This window comes from Citricoccus sp. NR2, assembly GCF_027594385.1.
Taxonomy (GTDB): Bacteria; Actinomycetota; Actinomycetes; order Actinomycetales; family Micrococcaceae; genus CmP2.
In genome coordinates this window covers 3,044,719-3,060,072 of record NZ_CP115154.1, presented here as the reverse complement: position 1 = coordinate 3,060,072, position 15,354 = coordinate 3,044,719, and the positions used below count along the sequence as shown (strand labels likewise).

Genomic DNA, 15,354 nt, shown 5'->3' with positions numbered 1-15,354 from the left:
CGCCGGAAGCTCCTGGCTCACCTCGCTGGTGCAAGGCCAGCCGCGACCTCGCGGCTGGCCTGCCGAGAGGAGGCCGACGATGGCGACGAGGGAGGAAGCCCGCCAACAGCGGGAAGCGAAGCTCGACGAGCTCCACGAGAAGCTCACCGGTGCCGTCGAACGGCTGGTCACCGGTGAGGACTGGGCCGATGCGATGCGGTTCGCTGCCCGGTTCCGGTCGCGGAGCTTCAACAACGTCTGCCTGATCTGGGAGCAGCACCAGGCCGCATTCGAGGCCGGCGGGGTGCCCGAACCGTTCCCCACCCTGGTCGCGGGATACAAGCAGTGGCAGCAGCTGGGCCGACAGGTCGAGAAGGGCCAGGCCGGGTATCAGATCCTCGCCCCGGTCACTGGCAGGTTCGCCTCGACGAACCCGGCCGATCCGGACTCCTGGCGGCGTCTGAACCGGGGTGAGAAGCCGAAGCCCGGTGAGGTCGTGCGCTCCCGCATGGTCGGCGTGCGCCCGGCCTACGTCTGGGACGCCTCCCAGACCAGCGGCGATCCGATCCCCGAACGGCCAGCGCCACGGCTGCTCGCTGGCGAAGCCCCCGAAGGTCTGCGCGAGGGTCTGGCGGAGCAGGTCACGGCGGAGGGGTTCGAGCTGCTGTGGGTGCCGCACGAGGGCATGATCGGCGGCGCGAACGGGCTGACGAACTACTCGACCCGGCAAGTCGCCGTGCGCACGAACATGGACGACGCCGCGCAGGTGAAGACTCTCGCCCACGAGCTCGGGCATGTGCTGATGCATGGGCCGGACCAGGAGGAGGCGCGGCAGCATCGCGGGATCGGTGAGGTCGAGGCCGAATCGGTGGCGCTGATGATCGGCGCCGCCCACGGCATGGACACCACGGGCTACACGATCCCGTACGTGGCCGGGTGGGCGGCGAACGTCGACGGGAAGAACCCGGTCGAGGTCGTGCAGGCCGCCGGTGAGCGCATCCGCAAGACCGCGCTCAGCATCCTCGACGGCCTCGACACGAACCAGGTGCCCGACGGCACACCGCCCGGGCTGGAACGCGACGGCCCGGCCCCGAAGAGCCCACGGCAGGACACGCCCGGTCGGCAAGTGGCGCCGTTGCCGGCGCCGGAGCGGGCCGCTGCGGTCGTGTTGGGGCGGGGGCTGTGATGTCCGAGAGCAGGTTTACTCGGGCGGTCCGGCAGATGGATGCGTCCTGGCCGCTGGGGCGGGCCGCGATGGTGTTCGCGCAGTCCGGGGTGCCGGTGTTCCCGTGCGCGCCGGAGGGCAAGCAGCCGATCACCCGACGCGGCTTCCACGACGCCACCACCGACCCGGCGCAGGTGGAGGCCTGGTGGCGCAGGTTCCCGGCGGCGAACATCGGCATGCCCACCGGCCGAGCCTCGGGCGTCTCCGTGGTGGATGTCGATGTGCACGGCGTCAACGGCTTCGACGCGATCCGCGCCGCGCGGCGGGAGGGGCTGGTGCATGGCTGGGAGACGATGGTGCGCTCACCGACCGGCGGCCTGCACATCTACTTCCCGGCCGCCGACAGTGAACAGCCGTCGTGGCAGGCCGGCCGTGCCGGGGTGGATTTCCGTGGGGATCGCGGCTACATCATCGTCCCGCCCTCGCGCCGCCAGATCGACGGCGAGAGCGTGCTCTACCGCCCCACCTCGTTCGCCCCCACCGACGGGCGGGCGCTGGATGCGCAGCGCCTGCGGGAGTTTCTCACCCCGCCCCGGCCCCGCCCGAAGACCGGCCCGATCTCGGATGCAGGGGCGATGGTGGATGCGGGTCGGATGGCGTCCTGGCTGAGCGGGCAGTCCACGGATCGCAATCTCAAGCTGTTCTGGGCCGCCTGCCGCCTCGCCGAGGGCAATGTGCCGGTCTCCGAGGCGCTGGATGCGTTTGCGAGCGTGGAGCAGCCGGATTTCGGGCAGCGGGAGATCACTCGCACCGTCGAGTCCGCCTACCGCACCATCACCACCGGTGTCGGCACCTCGACCCGGGCCGAGTCCGTGCCGGAGAGATTCGGGCCGGTGCCGGCTGCGACGCGGGCGGGCCGGGGGCTGTGATGGGCGGGCTGTCGGGGCGGCGATGGGCGGTGGTCGCGGCCGCGTCGGGGACGGTGCTGATCGGCGGCGGCGCGTTCTGGCTGAGCTTCGTCGCTCTGGCCGATCTCGCGGTGCGCTCGGGCATCACCAGGAACCAGGCGTGGATCTGGCCGCTCTTGGTGGACGGGCTGATCGTGGTCGCGACCGTCGCGGTCGTCGCCCTCGACGGGCATCGGGCGGCCTGGTACCCGTGGGTGCTGCTGATCGCCGGGGCGCTGATGTCGGTGAGCGCGAACGCCGCGCACGCCCTCGTCGCCGCTGACGCCTCCGTGCCGGGCCTGCTCGCGGCCATCGTCGCCGCGGTCCCGCCGCTCGTGCTGCTGGCCTCCACGCATCTGACGACGGTCCTGACCCGCTCCACCAGAACCCCGGTCCCCACGCCGATCACCCCCACCCCGGAGTCAGGATCGGCGCTGGAGGTCTCCGAGACCGCTGGCGCGCAGGCACAGGCCGCACCGCTCCTTCTGCCGGAGCTTCCCGAGCGGCCACGTTCGGCCACGGGCATCGCGGTAGCGACACCGCCGGCCCCGGCCGCCAAGGTGCTGGGCGAGCAGACAGAGCCTGACCGATCGGATGTGCCCGTGCTGGAGGCGGTGGCCGAAACCCCATCGGCTGAGCCCGACCCGCCAACGTTGGCAGGTGCTGGGCGGCGGGAACGGGCGGCAGTGCTGCGGGGGCGGGGCTGGTCGAACAAGGCGATCGCGCGCGAACTCGGCGTGCACGCCTCGACCGTCGGCCGCTGGTTCCCCCGCACCGATCCCGCGCCCGCCGCAGACCAGGAGACCTCGGCAGTGCCCGAGCACCACAACGAATCAGATGAGGAGAAGGAGCAGAAATCATGAACCCCTACGAGCAGAACAACCCCGGCAGGCAGGACACGCCCCCGCCGGAGACGACCCGCCCTGACCGGGCGGAGACACCGGGTGCTCCGGAGGCGATCCAAGCCGCCGACGTCACCCGCACAACCGGTGCCAAGACTGAGACTGCGGATGTTGATCCGGCACTGCGCAAGGCGCGCGGGGTTGACTGGGTACGCACCTCGGACCTGATGGCGAGAGGCACCGGGCAGATCTCACGCCTGGCGATCGACTTCGAGGCGAACCTCGCACACAAGGCCCACGACGGCCTCGCCCGCGGCGTCACGCGCCTGGGTGCAAAGGAGCGTGAGCTGCCCCCGATCTCGGCGTTCGGCCGCAGTACGAGCCGTGACGGGGCCGGGCGCGGCCCGGTCGGAATGAACTGAGGTGACCGGCCATGACCACGACCATGCCCGGCGCCGAACGCCGAGCACCAGGTGTCGGAGAAGGCGAGTGCACCTGCCTGCCAGGAGGTGCCGAACCCATGACGACCACGACTCACACAGGTTCCCCGCAGCGGGGGCCTGAGAACTACACGACCAGCGCCGGGCTGCGTGCCCTGCTGGCCCGGCTCCACGCGGCCGGGCCCGGGGCATGGGCGCGGGACCCGGTCGCCGGCGAGCTGATGCAGTATGCGGCGCAGAAGTACGCCGCGCTGGCGCGCAAGCACTCGTTGGACCCGTGGGAGGCCGCCAGCGCCGCGTTCGATGTGATGCGCACCCGCTCCGCCCGGGAGGCGATCGACCCGTGGGGCGTGGTCACGCACGCGGTGCGGATCACCTGCATCGCCGAGGAGCGCGCCCAGGGGCTGCTGTGCTCGACCCATCAGGCCCGCCGCCCGCACATCTCCGCGTTCCACGACGCCGAGCGAATCTCCGACAGGGAGACGCCGCTGTCGGAGTATCACCCCGCGTTCCAGGTCACCGACCCCGAACCCGATCCCGACGGCACCGGAGACGCCGGAGACGGTGACGGTGGCGGTGGTGGTGTGGTGGGGGTGGCGATGTCGGCGTCGTCGGCGGCTGAGGACGCCATCGCGCTGGTGACGATGCTCGGCTGGGAGCCCGCGACCGCGCGGGCGTCGGTGGAGCACATCTGCGGGGCGCTGGCGAAGGCCGGGGCGCGGCATACCGCGTTCGAGACCCTGCGACGTGACCAGCACGCCCGCGCGCTGCTGGATCTGCCGGGCCGGTCCTGGACCGGGCTGCTCAAGGCGCTGCTGGGCAACCCGCACCCGGCGCTGGCGGCGACCAGCGCGGGCCGCGGGGTGCTGCTGCGGCTGCTGATCGGCGAGACGATCCCGATGCTGCTGCGCGATGACGATCTCGTGCTCACCATCTGCCTGGCCGCCCCACGACAGGCCCGGAAGTAACCGGGGACCACGAAGAGAGGACTGAGAGGGGTGAGTGGTGATGAGTATCGAACTGCAACGCACCGTGGAGTCGATTCAGGTCGGTGCCCGTCATCGCGCCGACCTCGGCGATATCCAGGCTCTGGCTGACTCGATCCGCGAGCACGGCCTGTTGCAACCGATCACGGTCACCCCCGAAGGGGTGCTGGTGTGCGGGCGACGCCGGCTGGAAGCGATCCGGCTGCTGCACTGGCGCACGGTCAGCGTGTGGGTGCGATCGGGTGTCTCGACCCGGTTGGGGCATCTGCTGGCCGAGCAGGACGAGAATGCGCACCGCAAGCCGCTCAACCAGCTGGAGGCCGCCGCCCTGTACCGCGAGCTCAAGCAGCTCATGACCGAGGACGCCCAGCGCCGCGATGTCGTAACCCGCTTCTCGGCGGAGAATCAGCCCGGTGCTGACGGGGGTGCCAAATTGGCACCCCCGTCAGGGGGTGTCGGTGGGAGGAGCCGCGCGCAGGCCGCGCGGATGGTCACCGGCCGCGCCTCGTACACGACGCTGGAGAAGATCTCGGCGATCCAGGCCATGGCCGAGAACCCCGAGAATCCCGAGGCGCTGCGCGAGCAGGCGACGACGGAGCTGGCGGGGATCGAGGCCGGCGGGCCGGTCGACCCCGCCTATCAGCGCCTGCGCGGCCAGGTCGAGCAAGCGGACGCCTCTCGCCAGGCGTCGCTGCGCGCGATGGCCCAAGAGGCCGTCGCCCGTGTCACCGCCGCTGGACGCACCAAGCCCCGCACGCACACCTCGGCCCGGCCGGCGGTGGTGCCGGGGCGGTGGCCGGTGACGGCGTTCGTGCAGACCTGGACCTCCCTGGCGGAATGGTGGACCCACTACGACGTGGACGAGCTCGCCCGCGACCTCACCGAGGAGCAGGCCGGCATCTTCCTCGACGTCGCCGACGGCACCAGCGCCTTCGCCGCCCGCCTGCGCATCTCCCTCGACACCACCGGCCACGACGTCGAGACGACAACCGAGGAGCCCCGCACCGACGAGGACACCGGCCCCGGCGCTGATGCCGAATCAGGCGAGAGCGTCTCTCGGCAGCATCTGCGTGCTCTGTGACCGGGTGCGTGCACCTGGGCGGCATGAAGACTTTCGCTGACTCCCGCCCGCGCACCCGCCTGATCGTCCTGCTCGCCGCCGGCCTGGTGATCGTGCTCCTGGCCGGCATCGGGATCTACGGCCTGATCCTCGGCCCCGACACCAGCCCACCCCACGACCGTGACCCCGAGCCGGGCGCGTCGTCGAGTCCGGTCGAGTCCGGCACGCCACGGCCGGGGCGGATCGCTGCGGTGGTCGGGTCCGGGGACCCGGAGGAGTTCGCCCGCAACGTCGCGACGGCGGTGTTCGCCTGGGATACCGGGTCGGGGCTGATGCCGCTGGACTACACGAGCGTGCTGATGGAGGTCGCCGACCCGACCGGCACCGAGCAGGCCGGCCTCGCCTCCGATATCGCCGCCTATCTGCCCACGCGGGAGGCATGGGTCGAGCTGCGCCAGTACGCCACCACCCAGCACCTGGAGATCACCGATGCGTTCGTGCCCGGAGCGTGGGCGACCGCGCAGGAGCAGGCGCAGCCGGGGCAGCTGGTGGAGGGGACGACGGCGATCACGATCGAAGGCGTCCGCCACCGTGCCGGGGTGTTGAACGACGAACCCGTCGACTCCGCGCACGAGGTGGCGTTCACCGTGTTCGTGGTCTGCGAGCCCGCCTACGACACCTGTCATCTGCTGCGGCTGTCCGAGCTGGACAACCCCCTGCGCTGACCCGAGAGGTCTGGGGAGAAAGGAGGGGCGTGGTGCTCAAGAAGCTCGCTATCGGACTGCTCGCACTGGCGCTGGTAGCACCGTTCCTGTCGATGGTCGGGATCGGGCTGCTGATGAACCCCGCCGCGACCTGGGCCTGCACCGTGCCCGGCGGCGGACTGCAAGTCGGCGAGGTGCCCGACGAGCTCGCCGTCGAAACGCGCGATGGGGAGTCGTTCACGCTGAACAAGAAGCAACTCACGCACGCGGCCACGATCATCGAGACCGGCTCCGGCGTCGAGGGCGTGAACCGTGACGGACTCCAGATCGCGCTGATGGCCGCACTGACCGAGTCGACCCTGCGGCAGCTGTCGAACACGAGCGTCTACCCGGAGTCAGCGGACTACCCGAACGATGGCGATGGCAGCGACAACGACAGCCTGGGGTTGTTCCAGATGCGCCCGCAGGCCGGGTGGGGGTCGGTCCCAGAGCTGATGGCCCCCGAGTATCAGGCGCGAGCGTTCTTCGGCGGCCCGGACGGCCCGAACCATCCCTCGCCGCGCGGGCTGCTGGACATCCCCGGCTGGCAAGACATGGGCAAAGGCGAGGCCGCCCAAGCCGTGGAGGTCTCGGCGTTCCCCGACCGGTACGAGAACTACAGCCCCGTCGCCGTCACGATCCTCGACACCCTCCTCGGCACCACAGGCACGAACGTCGAAACTGACCCTGGTGTGGTGCCTGCTGTGGCCGGGGCGGCGGAGTCTTCGCGGGTGGTGTTCCCTCTGCCCGAGGACACGTGGACGGCGACCGACCCGTACGGGCCGCGCACCCACCCGATCACCGGGGAGCAGTCCTTCCACACCGGCAGCGACTTCGCCGCCCCGGACGGCACGCCCATCCTCGCCGCCGCCGACGGCACGGTCACCGTCGCCGAGTACACCGATGCGTGGGGCGGGAAGGTCGTCATCGAACATCAGGTCGGCGGCGAGCAGGTCGCCACCGGGTACATCCATTCCTGGGCCGACGGCATCCACGTCGAGGCCGGCGATAGGGTGCGGGCCGGGCAGCACATCGCCGACGTCGGCTCCTCGGGCCAGTCCACCGGCCCGCACCTGCACCTTGAGGTCTATGTCGGGGGCACCGGCGGTGAGCACACCGACCCCGCCGCCTGGCTGAACGCCCACGACGCCGCGGACCTGCCCGAGGCCGAGACCGGCCCACCGGCCGGCGACTGCGACCCCGACAGCAATGGGCCTGGTGGGGAGCCTGACCCTGCCCCGGCCGGTGACCCGGATGAGCTGGTCGACGACCCGACCAGTAACGGGCAGATCACCCGCCGCACCCTGCACCTGTATCAGCAGACGATCGCGGCGTTCCCCGAGACGACCTGGTCGTGCTACTCGCCACGGCCGGGCACGGTCTCGGAGCACCCGCTGGGTCGGGCCTGCGATATCGCGTTCGGCAACGCCATCGGGCAGATGCCCACGCCCGCGCAGATCGAGGCGGGCTGGGAAGTCACGAACTGGATGAAAGACCACGCCGAGACCCTCGGAGTCGACTACCTCATCTGGCAGGACAAGATCTGGTCCCTCGCCCGTGACGACGAGGGCTGGCGCGACTACACGCGCGGCACCGATATCACCACGAGGCATCAAGACCACCTCCACGTCACCCTCGCCGATTCGGGTGGTGGGGCCTGATGGACGTGTTCCCCGATTTCGAGGGCCTGGGCGGCATCGGCGACCTGGAAGAGGTCATCGGCGCCCTGTTGACGTTCGTGCTCATCATCGCGGTGCTGATGCTCATTATTTCCGGCATCGTCTGGGCGATCGCGTCTGCGTCCGGGAACTACGCCGCCGCCGGCAAGGCCCGCACCGGCGTGCTCGTCGCCCTCGGGGCGGCGATCCTCGCCGGCGCCGGGGTCACGTGGATGAACTGGTTGATCGGCATCGGCCAACAACTCTGAACCCCTGCGCTGAAGCTGCTGCGCCCGCCCCCGGTCTTGTGGGGGCGGGCGCTGCTGCGTGTCTGGCGGGGTCGGGTGCACCTGGTCGAGAGAACACCTCTGTCTCATCTGTCGAAGGAGCGCCCTGCCATGACCATCACGACCCTCGCCACCTGGACCCTCGCCCGCTTGGCGATGCTCCCGATGCAGATCGACATCGACCCCAACGACTCGGGGCTGCCCGGCATCGACCAGCTGCGCACCATCGTCGGTGCCGTCATGACCGTCGGCCTCATCCTGTCCGTCCTCGCGCTGATCGTCTCGGCGATCGTGTGGGGCTTCGGCTCCAACTCCAGCAACCCCCACCTGGCCGGCCGCGGCAAGATCGGCGTCTTGATCTCCTGCGGTGCGGCGGTGATCTGCGGTGCCGCGGTCACGCTGATCAATTTCTTCTGGGGCGTCGGCCAGGCCGTCTGAACCCGCCTATCTGTGTGAGGGAGGTCTGTGATGGCGCTGTGCGATGTTCCCGTCATCTCCACGGTCTGCGACTCCGCCGGTGAAGCGGCCGCGTCGCTGATCGCCGCCCCGTTCGACTGGTTCGCGCAGGCCGTCGGCGGGGCGGCGGGCTGGCTGATCGAGGCCATGTGGACAGTGTTTGACACGACCACGCTGGTCGACGTCACCCAAGAGGGGTACGTGTCGGTGTACAACCTGCTGTTCGGGATCGGCGTGTTCATCGTGCTGATCTTCTTCTGCTTCCAGCTCATCCTCGGCCTGATCCGCCGCGACCCCACCGCGCTGTCCCGCGCCGCCCTCGGGGCCGGCAAGGCCGTGCTCGGCTCCTTCGTGGTCATCACCCTGGCCGCGCTCGCGCTGGAGATCACCGACCAGTTGACCATCGGGATCATCCAAGCCGCCGGCGAGACCACGGCCACGATGGGCGACAAGATCATCCTGCTGGCCGCCGGACTGACCGCCATCAACATCTCCGCCCCCGGTGTCGGGGCGATCGTGACGATCTTCCTCGGCGGGCTCATGGTCGCCGCGGTCGCGATCGTGTGGTTCTCGCTGCTGATCCGCAAGGCTCTGCTGCTGATCGCGATCGTGCTCGCCCCGCTCGCGTTCGCTGGTGCGGCGTGGGATGCCACCCGCGGGTGGATCGGGAAGTGGGCGGCGTTCGTACTCGCCCTCATCATCTCCAAGCTGGTGCTCGTGGTGGTGTTCCTCATCGCGATCACCCAGATGGCAACCCCCATCGAGGCGGACCTGACGGCGATCACCGAGCCAATCACCGGCATCGTCATGCTCGCGATCGCCGCCTTCGCCCCCTACATGGTCTACCGGGTCATCGCGTTCCTCGGCTTCGACCTCTACAACACCATGGGATCGGAACAAGAAGCCAAGAACGCCATGAACCGACCCGTCCCGGTGCCCGGCACACCGCAAGGCGAAGGCCCGAAGAAGATCCTCGACACCAACGGCAACGGCGGCGGAGGAGGTGGGGGCGGGGGTGACGAACCGCCCCCACCCGGAGGCGGAAACCCACCCGGCGGTGGCGGCGGCGGTGGGGGCACGCCGCCACCACCAGGCGGCGGAGCAGATGCCGGAGCAGGTGCGGGCGGTGCGGGCGCCGGCGGTTCGGCGGCCGGTGCGGGAGCTGCCGCGGGACCGGTCGCGGCGGTGGTCATCGGCGCGGAGGTCGCGAAGAAGGCCGCGACGGCCGGCCCCGAGGCCGGCAAGCAGATCGGCGCCCAGGCCGAGGCCGCCACCGACGGCGCCAACCAGAACACCGGCAACACCAACACCAGCGGGAACGGTGAGAGCGGTGGGAGTGGGCCGGGCGCGCAGGCACCGCCGCGCAGCACCCCGCAGCCGAACCTGCCGACCGGCCCGAAGCCCGACGACGGGCCCAGTAAGCCGCCGACCGGTGGGAAGGAGTGATCCTCGTGAGCAACAAGCACAGCGCCGAAGAAGCGCGTACGGGCACCGACCTGGTGCCGGTGAAATTCAGCAGATTGACTCGCCGCGGCATCTTGCTGGGATTGTCCGCGACCCAGCTGGCGACCCTCGCCGTCGGAGTGCTGTCCCTGGTGGGCGCGTTCTACGCCGGCGGGATGCTCATCGCCTACACCGCCCCGATCTGGGTGTCCTCGATCGTGCTGACCTGGATGCCCGTCGCCGGGCGCCCGGTCGTGGAATGGGTGCCCGTGGCCGCCTGGTGGCTGTGGCGGACCACCGGCGGACAGTTGGCCTACCGGCGCCGCATCGTCGCTCCGAGGCCGGCGGGCACGCTCGCGCTGCCCGGTGACATGGCGCGGCTGCGCGAGCACGTCGACCCGCAGAGCGGGGCGGGCATGATCCACGACCCTCACCAGGCGACGCTGACGGTGGTGTGCGAGATCCGCCATCCCGCGTTCGTGCTCCTCGATCCCGGCGAGCAGGCCCGCCGGGTCTCCTCCTGGGGGCGGGTGCTGGCCAGCGTCTGCCGGTCCGGGCGGATCGCGACCGTGCAGGTGCTGGAGCGCACCCTGCCGGACTCGGGCACGGGCCTGGCCGAATGGTGGGCCGCCCACGGCAGCCAGGACGACTCCTTCGCATCGAGGACGTATGCCGAGCTGATCGAGCGCGCCGGGCCCGCCGGGGAGCGTCACGCCACCACGATCAGCCTCAGCCTGGATATGAAGACGGCGGCCCGGCAGATCCGGACCGCCGGCGGCGGGCTGCGGGGCGCGGCCGCGGTGCTGCGCCAGGAGATGAGCACACTGACCGCGGCGCTGCGCTCGGCGGACCTGACCCCTGCCGGGTGGCTGAGCCCGGGGCAGATCGCCGTGATCCTGCGCAGCGCCTACGACCCGGCCGTCGCCGCGACCCTGGAGCGGCACGGGGAGATCGGCCAGTCGCTGGCCACCGCCGGCCCGGTCGCGGTGACCGAGACCTGGACGAGGCTGCGCACCGATACCGGCTACCACGTCGTGCTCTGGATCAGCGAGTGGCCCCGCTCGATGGTGTATCCGGGGTTCCTCGCCCCGCTGGTGCTCTCCTCAGGGATCGGGCGATCCCTGTCGCTGCTCTACACCCCGCTGCGCACCGATCAGGCTGCCCGTGACATCCGCAAGAAGAAGGTCGAGCACATCTCCGATGCCGCGCAGCGCCGCCGGATCGGACAGATCGAGGACGCCGCCCAGACCGCCGAATACACCGACGTGCTCCAGCAGGAAGCTGACCTCACCGCCGGGCACGGCGTGCTGCGCGTGACCGGTCTGGTCGCCGTCTCGGCGCCCACCATCGAGGAACTGGACGCCGCGGTCGCCGCGGTCGAGCAGGCCGCCATCCAGGCCTCCTGCGAAACCCGCCGCCTCGTCGGCCAGCAGGCCGCCGCGTTCACAGCCGCGGCCTTGCCCCTGACCCGGCCCGTATGAGCCGGCTCAGTTGTCCTTCGGGGGCTTCTCCTGTGCTAGGAGTTGGGAGAAGTGCGCGTCGTTTGGGGCGATATCTGGTCGGAGCCAGTGCATGACCTGATACGTGTTGTTCACCAACATGAAGCCGTCCGACGCCATCGCACCGGCGGAGAAGACAACCTGATCATCTCCGAGCGCGTCCAGCAATTCGGCGTTGTCATCGCCATGGACGAGGTCACCGTAGAGGAACATACGTGCGATCTCGTTGTCCCAGGCATTGACACGAACCCCGGCTGCTTCTGGGTCGATCGGGGCCTGCATAATCCGCATTCGGCGAGGCGGGTACTGCGCCCAGTTCTCACGCAACTGTGTCAAATGCTCAGAGACATTGGTGGCGTCCGCCGGCCGAAAGTACTCCAACGCGGCAAGAACCGTTACCCATGCGAGCCGGTCGCCCTTCTTCGTGAGCGTGAGTGGACGGATCAGTGTGAGTGCGTAAGCCACCTGCTCTTTGGGAGGAATGACCTGGCGAATGCCTGCCAGAGACGACTGGCCTGTGGCTTGATCGACAACGAAGTTCATGTGCAGCTGTTGCCCCAGGTTCATCGCATCGTCACGACGTGCGAGCTCGCACGAGAAGAGCTCTTCCGCTCGGCGTTTGAACAGTCGCAGGGTCTGAGTGTGCCTCGCTGCGAGCTGATCGCTGGCCCTATCCTCACCGCTCATGTGCTCCTCCGGCTGGTTCGTGCTCTGAATGCGTACCTCTCGATCACCACAGTCAAGGGGAGGAACCGTGCCTACATTCTACGATCCCGTCGCCGACGCCGAGGAGGCATCGCAGGCGCTGCGCGGCCTGGCGCACGCCAGCCGCGACTTCACCCACCCCGAGGACGCCTACGGGGTGATTGGGGACCTGCTGGCCGGGGTGCGCTCGATGCAGCAGTCGATCCAGCAGCTCGCCACCCGCCACGCCCGCCATGACGGGCGCGCCTTCGACGATGCCGGAGACCCCGCCGCCGGTATCCGTGATGCCCGCCTGGCCGCCGGGGAGCTCTCCGAGGCCGCTGCCGCCCTGGACCGTGTCGAGGAGGGGCTTAACCGTGCCTCGCAGGCTGCCGGTCGCATCGCCTGGCACCCCGCCCCGCCCGCACCCGCCGAGACGGAGATGACCAGGGTTCAGGGGCCGGTGTCGCGGTGGGTGAACATCGTCTTCCTCCAGGGCGGTGAAGCCGATGCGGTGCTGTGGCTGATCGACTGTGACGGCCCGGACGCCGCGATCGAGCACCTGGCCGGCTTCGACTACGGCGAGGAGACCACGGACGCGGCCATGCTCAACGGCTACGTCTACGACACCCCACCGATCGGGGCGCTGGACAAGGAAGCACGCACGGGAGAGTACACGCTGACCTACAACCCGGACCTCGGCCACGTCGCCCTCTACCGCCACCACCAGATCGCGCCCGAGGACAGCCTCGACACCGACACCCCCGCACCGACCATGGACCCCGACATGGGCAGTGCCGGCGGTGCCGCCTCGGCCGGGACTGCGATGGGCGCGGCGGGTGCTGCCGCTGCGGCGCTCTCTGATCGCGGGGTACGCGCCACCGGACGAGAAGCGGGCAGTGCCGCCGGGCGTGGGCCGGTGAGCGAGGGGTCCTGGTTCGAGCATCCGGGCGTCGCGGCGGTCAAGCGTGACCGCGGCCTCGGCCTCTGACCCGACTACCTCCCGTGGTGCCGCCGCCCTGTGGGGTCGGCGGCACCGGCATGTCCGTGACCGGGCGGGTGGGGTGCACCTGCACCACATCCCCGTCGTTCTCGTGCCTGGGAGGCCATCATGTCCGCCGTCTACTATCCCGCCGCGTTCGCCACCGAGGCCGCCCGCAACCTGCGCCACCTCGCCGCGGACAGTGAACTGCAGGCCACGGGTCCCGGCACCGCCACACTGCTGGGCGACCTGCGCGATGCGGCCACGGCGATGCGGGAGGCGATCGACCGGATCGCCGTCGCCCACACCCTCCCCGGCGCCCCGGCCCTCGCATGGGATACCGGGCTGCAGATCGGTGACGAGCTCCATCAGGCCGGCACCGCACTGGAGGAGACCACGACCCGCCTGACCGGTGCCGTCACCGCCATCGAACACCCCACCACCGTTCCGAAGCACACGACGCGGCGTTCCCTGCGCGCGGGGAGGCAGGCGCGGGTCGCGCAGCCGGCAGGGTCGTGGTTCGACCCGCACCCCGCCGGGTCCAGCAGAGGTCAGGGGCGGGGGTTGGGACTGTGAGCGAGAAGGAACGCCTACATACCTCCGTGCTGGTCGCCCCGGCCACCGAGCGGCGACGGCTGCGGGCGCAGCGCCGCCAGGCCGCGGCCCGGTTGCAGGCCGAGCAGCGTCGCCGCGAGGTCGCGGAAGCGAAAGCCAAGGCCGAGGTCGAGCGGGCCGAGCGCAAGGCCACTCGGTATTTGCCCGCCGCCGGGGAGCCCGGCAAGCAAACGTTGCGGACGCCGGGCCGGTTCCGGCTGCCCCGCCACCAGGACACCTCCGCGACCCTGTCGGCCCAGTACCCGTTCCTCGCCGAGGGCGGCCTGGGCTCGGCGGGCGTGTTCGTCGGCCAGGACCTCTACTCCGGGGGCTCGTTCGTCTACGACCCGTGGGTGCTGTATCAGACCGGGGTCATCACCGCCCCGAACGTCGTGGTCGCAGGGATCGTCGGCAGCGGCAAATCCTCCCTCGCCAAGAGCCTGTACACGCGCAGCCTGCCGTTCGGGCGGCGGGTCTACGTTCCCGGTGACCCGAAAGGCGAGCACACTGAGATCGCCCGCGCCGTCGGCGGGCGGGCGATCCAGCTCGGCCACGGCCTGCCCACCCGCCTCAACCCCCTCGACGAGGGCTACCGCCCCTCCGGGCTCAGCGATGCGGAGTGGGAGACGACGGTCGCCTCCCGCCGCCGCGACCTGATCGGCGCGCTCACCGAGACCGTGCTGGCCAGGCCCATGTCGCCGCTGGAGCACACCGCGATCGACACCGCCCTCGCCGAAACGGTACGGGAGAACGAGGTGCCGATCCTGCCGATGATCGTCGACCACCTCCTGTCTCCCTCCCACGACCCTGACGGGCGGCTGGCCGAGGACGGCCGCATGGTCGGACACGCGCTGCGACGACTGGTGGCTGGGGACCTCTCCGGCCTGTTCGACGGCCCGTCGACGGAGGTGTTCGACCCGACCCTGCCGATGGTGTCCCTGGACCTGTCGCGAGTCACCGAGAACTCCACGCTGGTGTCGGTGTTGATGACGTGCTCCAGCGCGTGGATGGAATCGGCGCTGCTGGACCCGAACGGCGGGCAGCGCTGGTGCATCTACGACGAAGCCTGGCGCCTCATGTCCGAACCCGCGTTGCTCAAGCGCATGGATGCGCACTGGCGGCTGGCGAGGGCGTACGGGATCAGCAACATGCTCATCTTCCACAAGCTCACCGACCTGGAAAACGTCGGCGACCAGGGCTCGGCCATGCGCTCGCTCGCGAACTCCCTGCTCGCCAATGCGGAGTCCCGCATCATCTACCGGCAGGAATCCGACCAGCTGGGCACGACCGCGAAGACCCTTGGACTGACCGGCACCGAGCGCGAGCTGCTGCCGACGCTGGGCACCGGACAAGGGCTGTGGCGGATCAAGGAACGCTCCTTCGTCGTCCAGCACCAGCTCCACCCGGCCGAGTACGAGCTCTTCGACACCACCAGCCGCATGTCCGATCCCGGAAAAAACCAACCCCGCGTAGGGTAAGAATCCGCGTGATTCCGCGGATCTCCAGACGTTCTGACCTTGACTGTGGGGTCGCATGTTCGTTACAGATGCAACCGTACGAGCGATCGGATCGATCTTTGTCGAAGCGGT

The 15,354-nt window shown here is 70.3% G+C and carries 16 protein-coding genes; 15 read left to right on the top strand and 1 reads right to left on the bottom strand.

Annotated elements, in window-relative coordinates; genetic code table 11:
- Window positions 1-79 precede the first annotated feature (79 nt).
- From O1A05_RS14405 to O1A05_RS14350, 12 genes are all read left to right on the top strand, one after another.
- Complete coding sequence (locus O1A05_RS14405; RefSeq protein ID WP_006213361.1) at window positions 80-1,165, top strand: ArdC-like ssDNA-binding domain-containing protein; 1,086 nt, start codon at window positions 80-82, stop codon at window positions 1,163-1,165.
- The gene (locus O1A05_RS14400) at window positions 1,165-2,073 is read left to right on the top strand and encodes a bifunctional DNA primase/polymerase (protein ID WP_235044703.1); all 909 of its coding nucleotides are present in this window, start codon (window positions 1,165-1,167) and stop codon (window positions 2,071-2,073) included. The genes O1A05_RS14405 and O1A05_RS14400 overlap by 1 nt, the downstream gene beginning before the upstream one ends.
- Window positions 2,073-2,954, top strand: coding sequence for a DUF2637 domain-containing protein (locus tag O1A05_RS14395; protein WP_179861206.1), 882 nt, complete (start codon window positions 2,073-2,075; stop codon window positions 2,952-2,954). The genes O1A05_RS14400 and O1A05_RS14395 overlap by 1 nt, the downstream gene beginning before the upstream one ends.
- Complete coding sequence (locus tag O1A05_RS14390; RefSeq protein ID WP_006213364.1) at window positions 2,951-3,355, top strand: hypothetical protein; 405 nt, start codon at window positions 2,951-2,953, stop codon at window positions 3,353-3,355. Before O1A05_RS14395 ends, O1A05_RS14390 begins: the two co-directional genes overlap by 4 nt.
- Window positions 3,356-3,453: 98 nt before the next feature.
- Window positions 3,454-4,341 carry a hypothetical protein gene (locus O1A05_RS14385; RefSeq protein WP_040560311.1) on the top strand — a complete coding sequence of 296 codons (888 nt, stop codon included), beginning with the start codon at window positions 3,454-3,456 and terminating at the stop codon, window positions 4,339-4,341.
- A gap of 40 nt (window positions 4,342-4,381) precedes the next feature.
- Entirely contained in the window at window positions 4,382-5,440 is a 1,059-nt protein-coding gene (locus O1A05_RS14380) for a ParB N-terminal domain-containing protein (protein ID WP_040560312.1), read from the top strand.
- Between the two features lie 23 nt (window positions 5,441-5,463).
- Complete coding sequence (locus tag O1A05_RS14375) at window positions 5,464-6,144, top strand: hypothetical protein (RefSeq protein ID WP_040560323.1); 681 nt, start codon at window positions 5,464-5,466, stop codon at window positions 6,142-6,144.
- Window positions 6,145-6,176: 32 nt separating this feature from the next.
- Complete coding sequence (locus O1A05_RS14370; RefSeq protein WP_270107605.1) at window positions 6,177-7,823, top strand: M23 family metallopeptidase; 1,647 nt, start codon at window positions 6,177-6,179, stop codon at window positions 7,821-7,823.
- Window positions 7,823-8,089 carry a DUF6112 family protein gene (locus O1A05_RS14365; RefSeq protein WP_006213369.1) on the top strand — a complete coding sequence of 89 codons (267 nt, stop codon included), beginning with the start codon at window positions 7,823-7,825 and terminating at the stop codon, window positions 8,087-8,089. The genes O1A05_RS14370 and O1A05_RS14365 overlap by 1 nt, the downstream gene beginning before the upstream one ends.
- Window positions 8,090-8,218: 129 nt before the next feature.
- Entirely contained in the window at window positions 8,219-8,545 is a 327-nt protein-coding gene (locus tag O1A05_RS14360) for a DUF6112 family protein (RefSeq protein ID WP_006213370.1), read from the top strand.
- A gap of 30 nt (window positions 8,546-8,575) precedes the next feature.
- A complete protein-coding gene (locus tag O1A05_RS14355; RefSeq protein ID WP_006213371.1) occupies window positions 8,576-10,009 on the top strand; it encodes a hypothetical protein in 1,434 nt (477 codons plus the stop codon).
- Window positions 10,010-10,014: 5 nt separating this feature from the next.
- A complete protein-coding gene (locus tag O1A05_RS14350; RefSeq protein WP_006213372.1) occupies window positions 10,015-11,487 on the top strand; it encodes an SCO6880 family protein in 1,473 nt (490 codons plus the stop codon).
- 6 nt (window positions 11,488-11,493) lie between these two features.
- Here O1A05_RS14350 and O1A05_RS14345 read toward each other — a convergent pair whose 3' ends face one another.
- Window positions 11,494-12,072, bottom strand: coding sequence for a hypothetical protein (locus O1A05_RS14345; RefSeq protein WP_270105883.1), 579 nt, complete (start codon window positions 12,070-12,072; stop codon window positions 11,494-11,496).
- 187 nt (window positions 12,073-12,259) lie between these two features.
- Here O1A05_RS14345 and O1A05_RS14340 point away from each other — a divergent pair, with 187 nt between their 5' ends.
- From O1A05_RS14340 to O1A05_RS14330, 3 genes are all read left to right on the top strand, one after another.
- Window positions 12,260-13,180 (top strand): hypothetical protein, encoded by a 921-nt coding sequence (locus tag O1A05_RS14340; RefSeq protein WP_006213374.1) that lies wholly within the window; start codon window positions 12,260-12,262, stop codon window positions 13,178-13,180.
- A gap of 120 nt (window positions 13,181-13,300) precedes the next feature.
- Entirely contained in the window at window positions 13,301-13,747 is a 447-nt protein-coding gene (locus tag O1A05_RS14335; RefSeq protein WP_270105882.1) for a hypothetical protein, read from the top strand.
- Window positions 13,744-15,243: a hypothetical protein gene (locus O1A05_RS14330; RefSeq protein ID WP_006213376.1), complete on the top strand. Its 1,500-nt coding sequence runs from the start codon at window positions 13,744-13,746 to the stop codon at window positions 15,241-15,243. The genes O1A05_RS14335 and O1A05_RS14330 overlap by 4 nt, the downstream gene beginning before the upstream one ends.
- Window positions 15,244-15,354 lie beyond the last annotated feature (111 nt).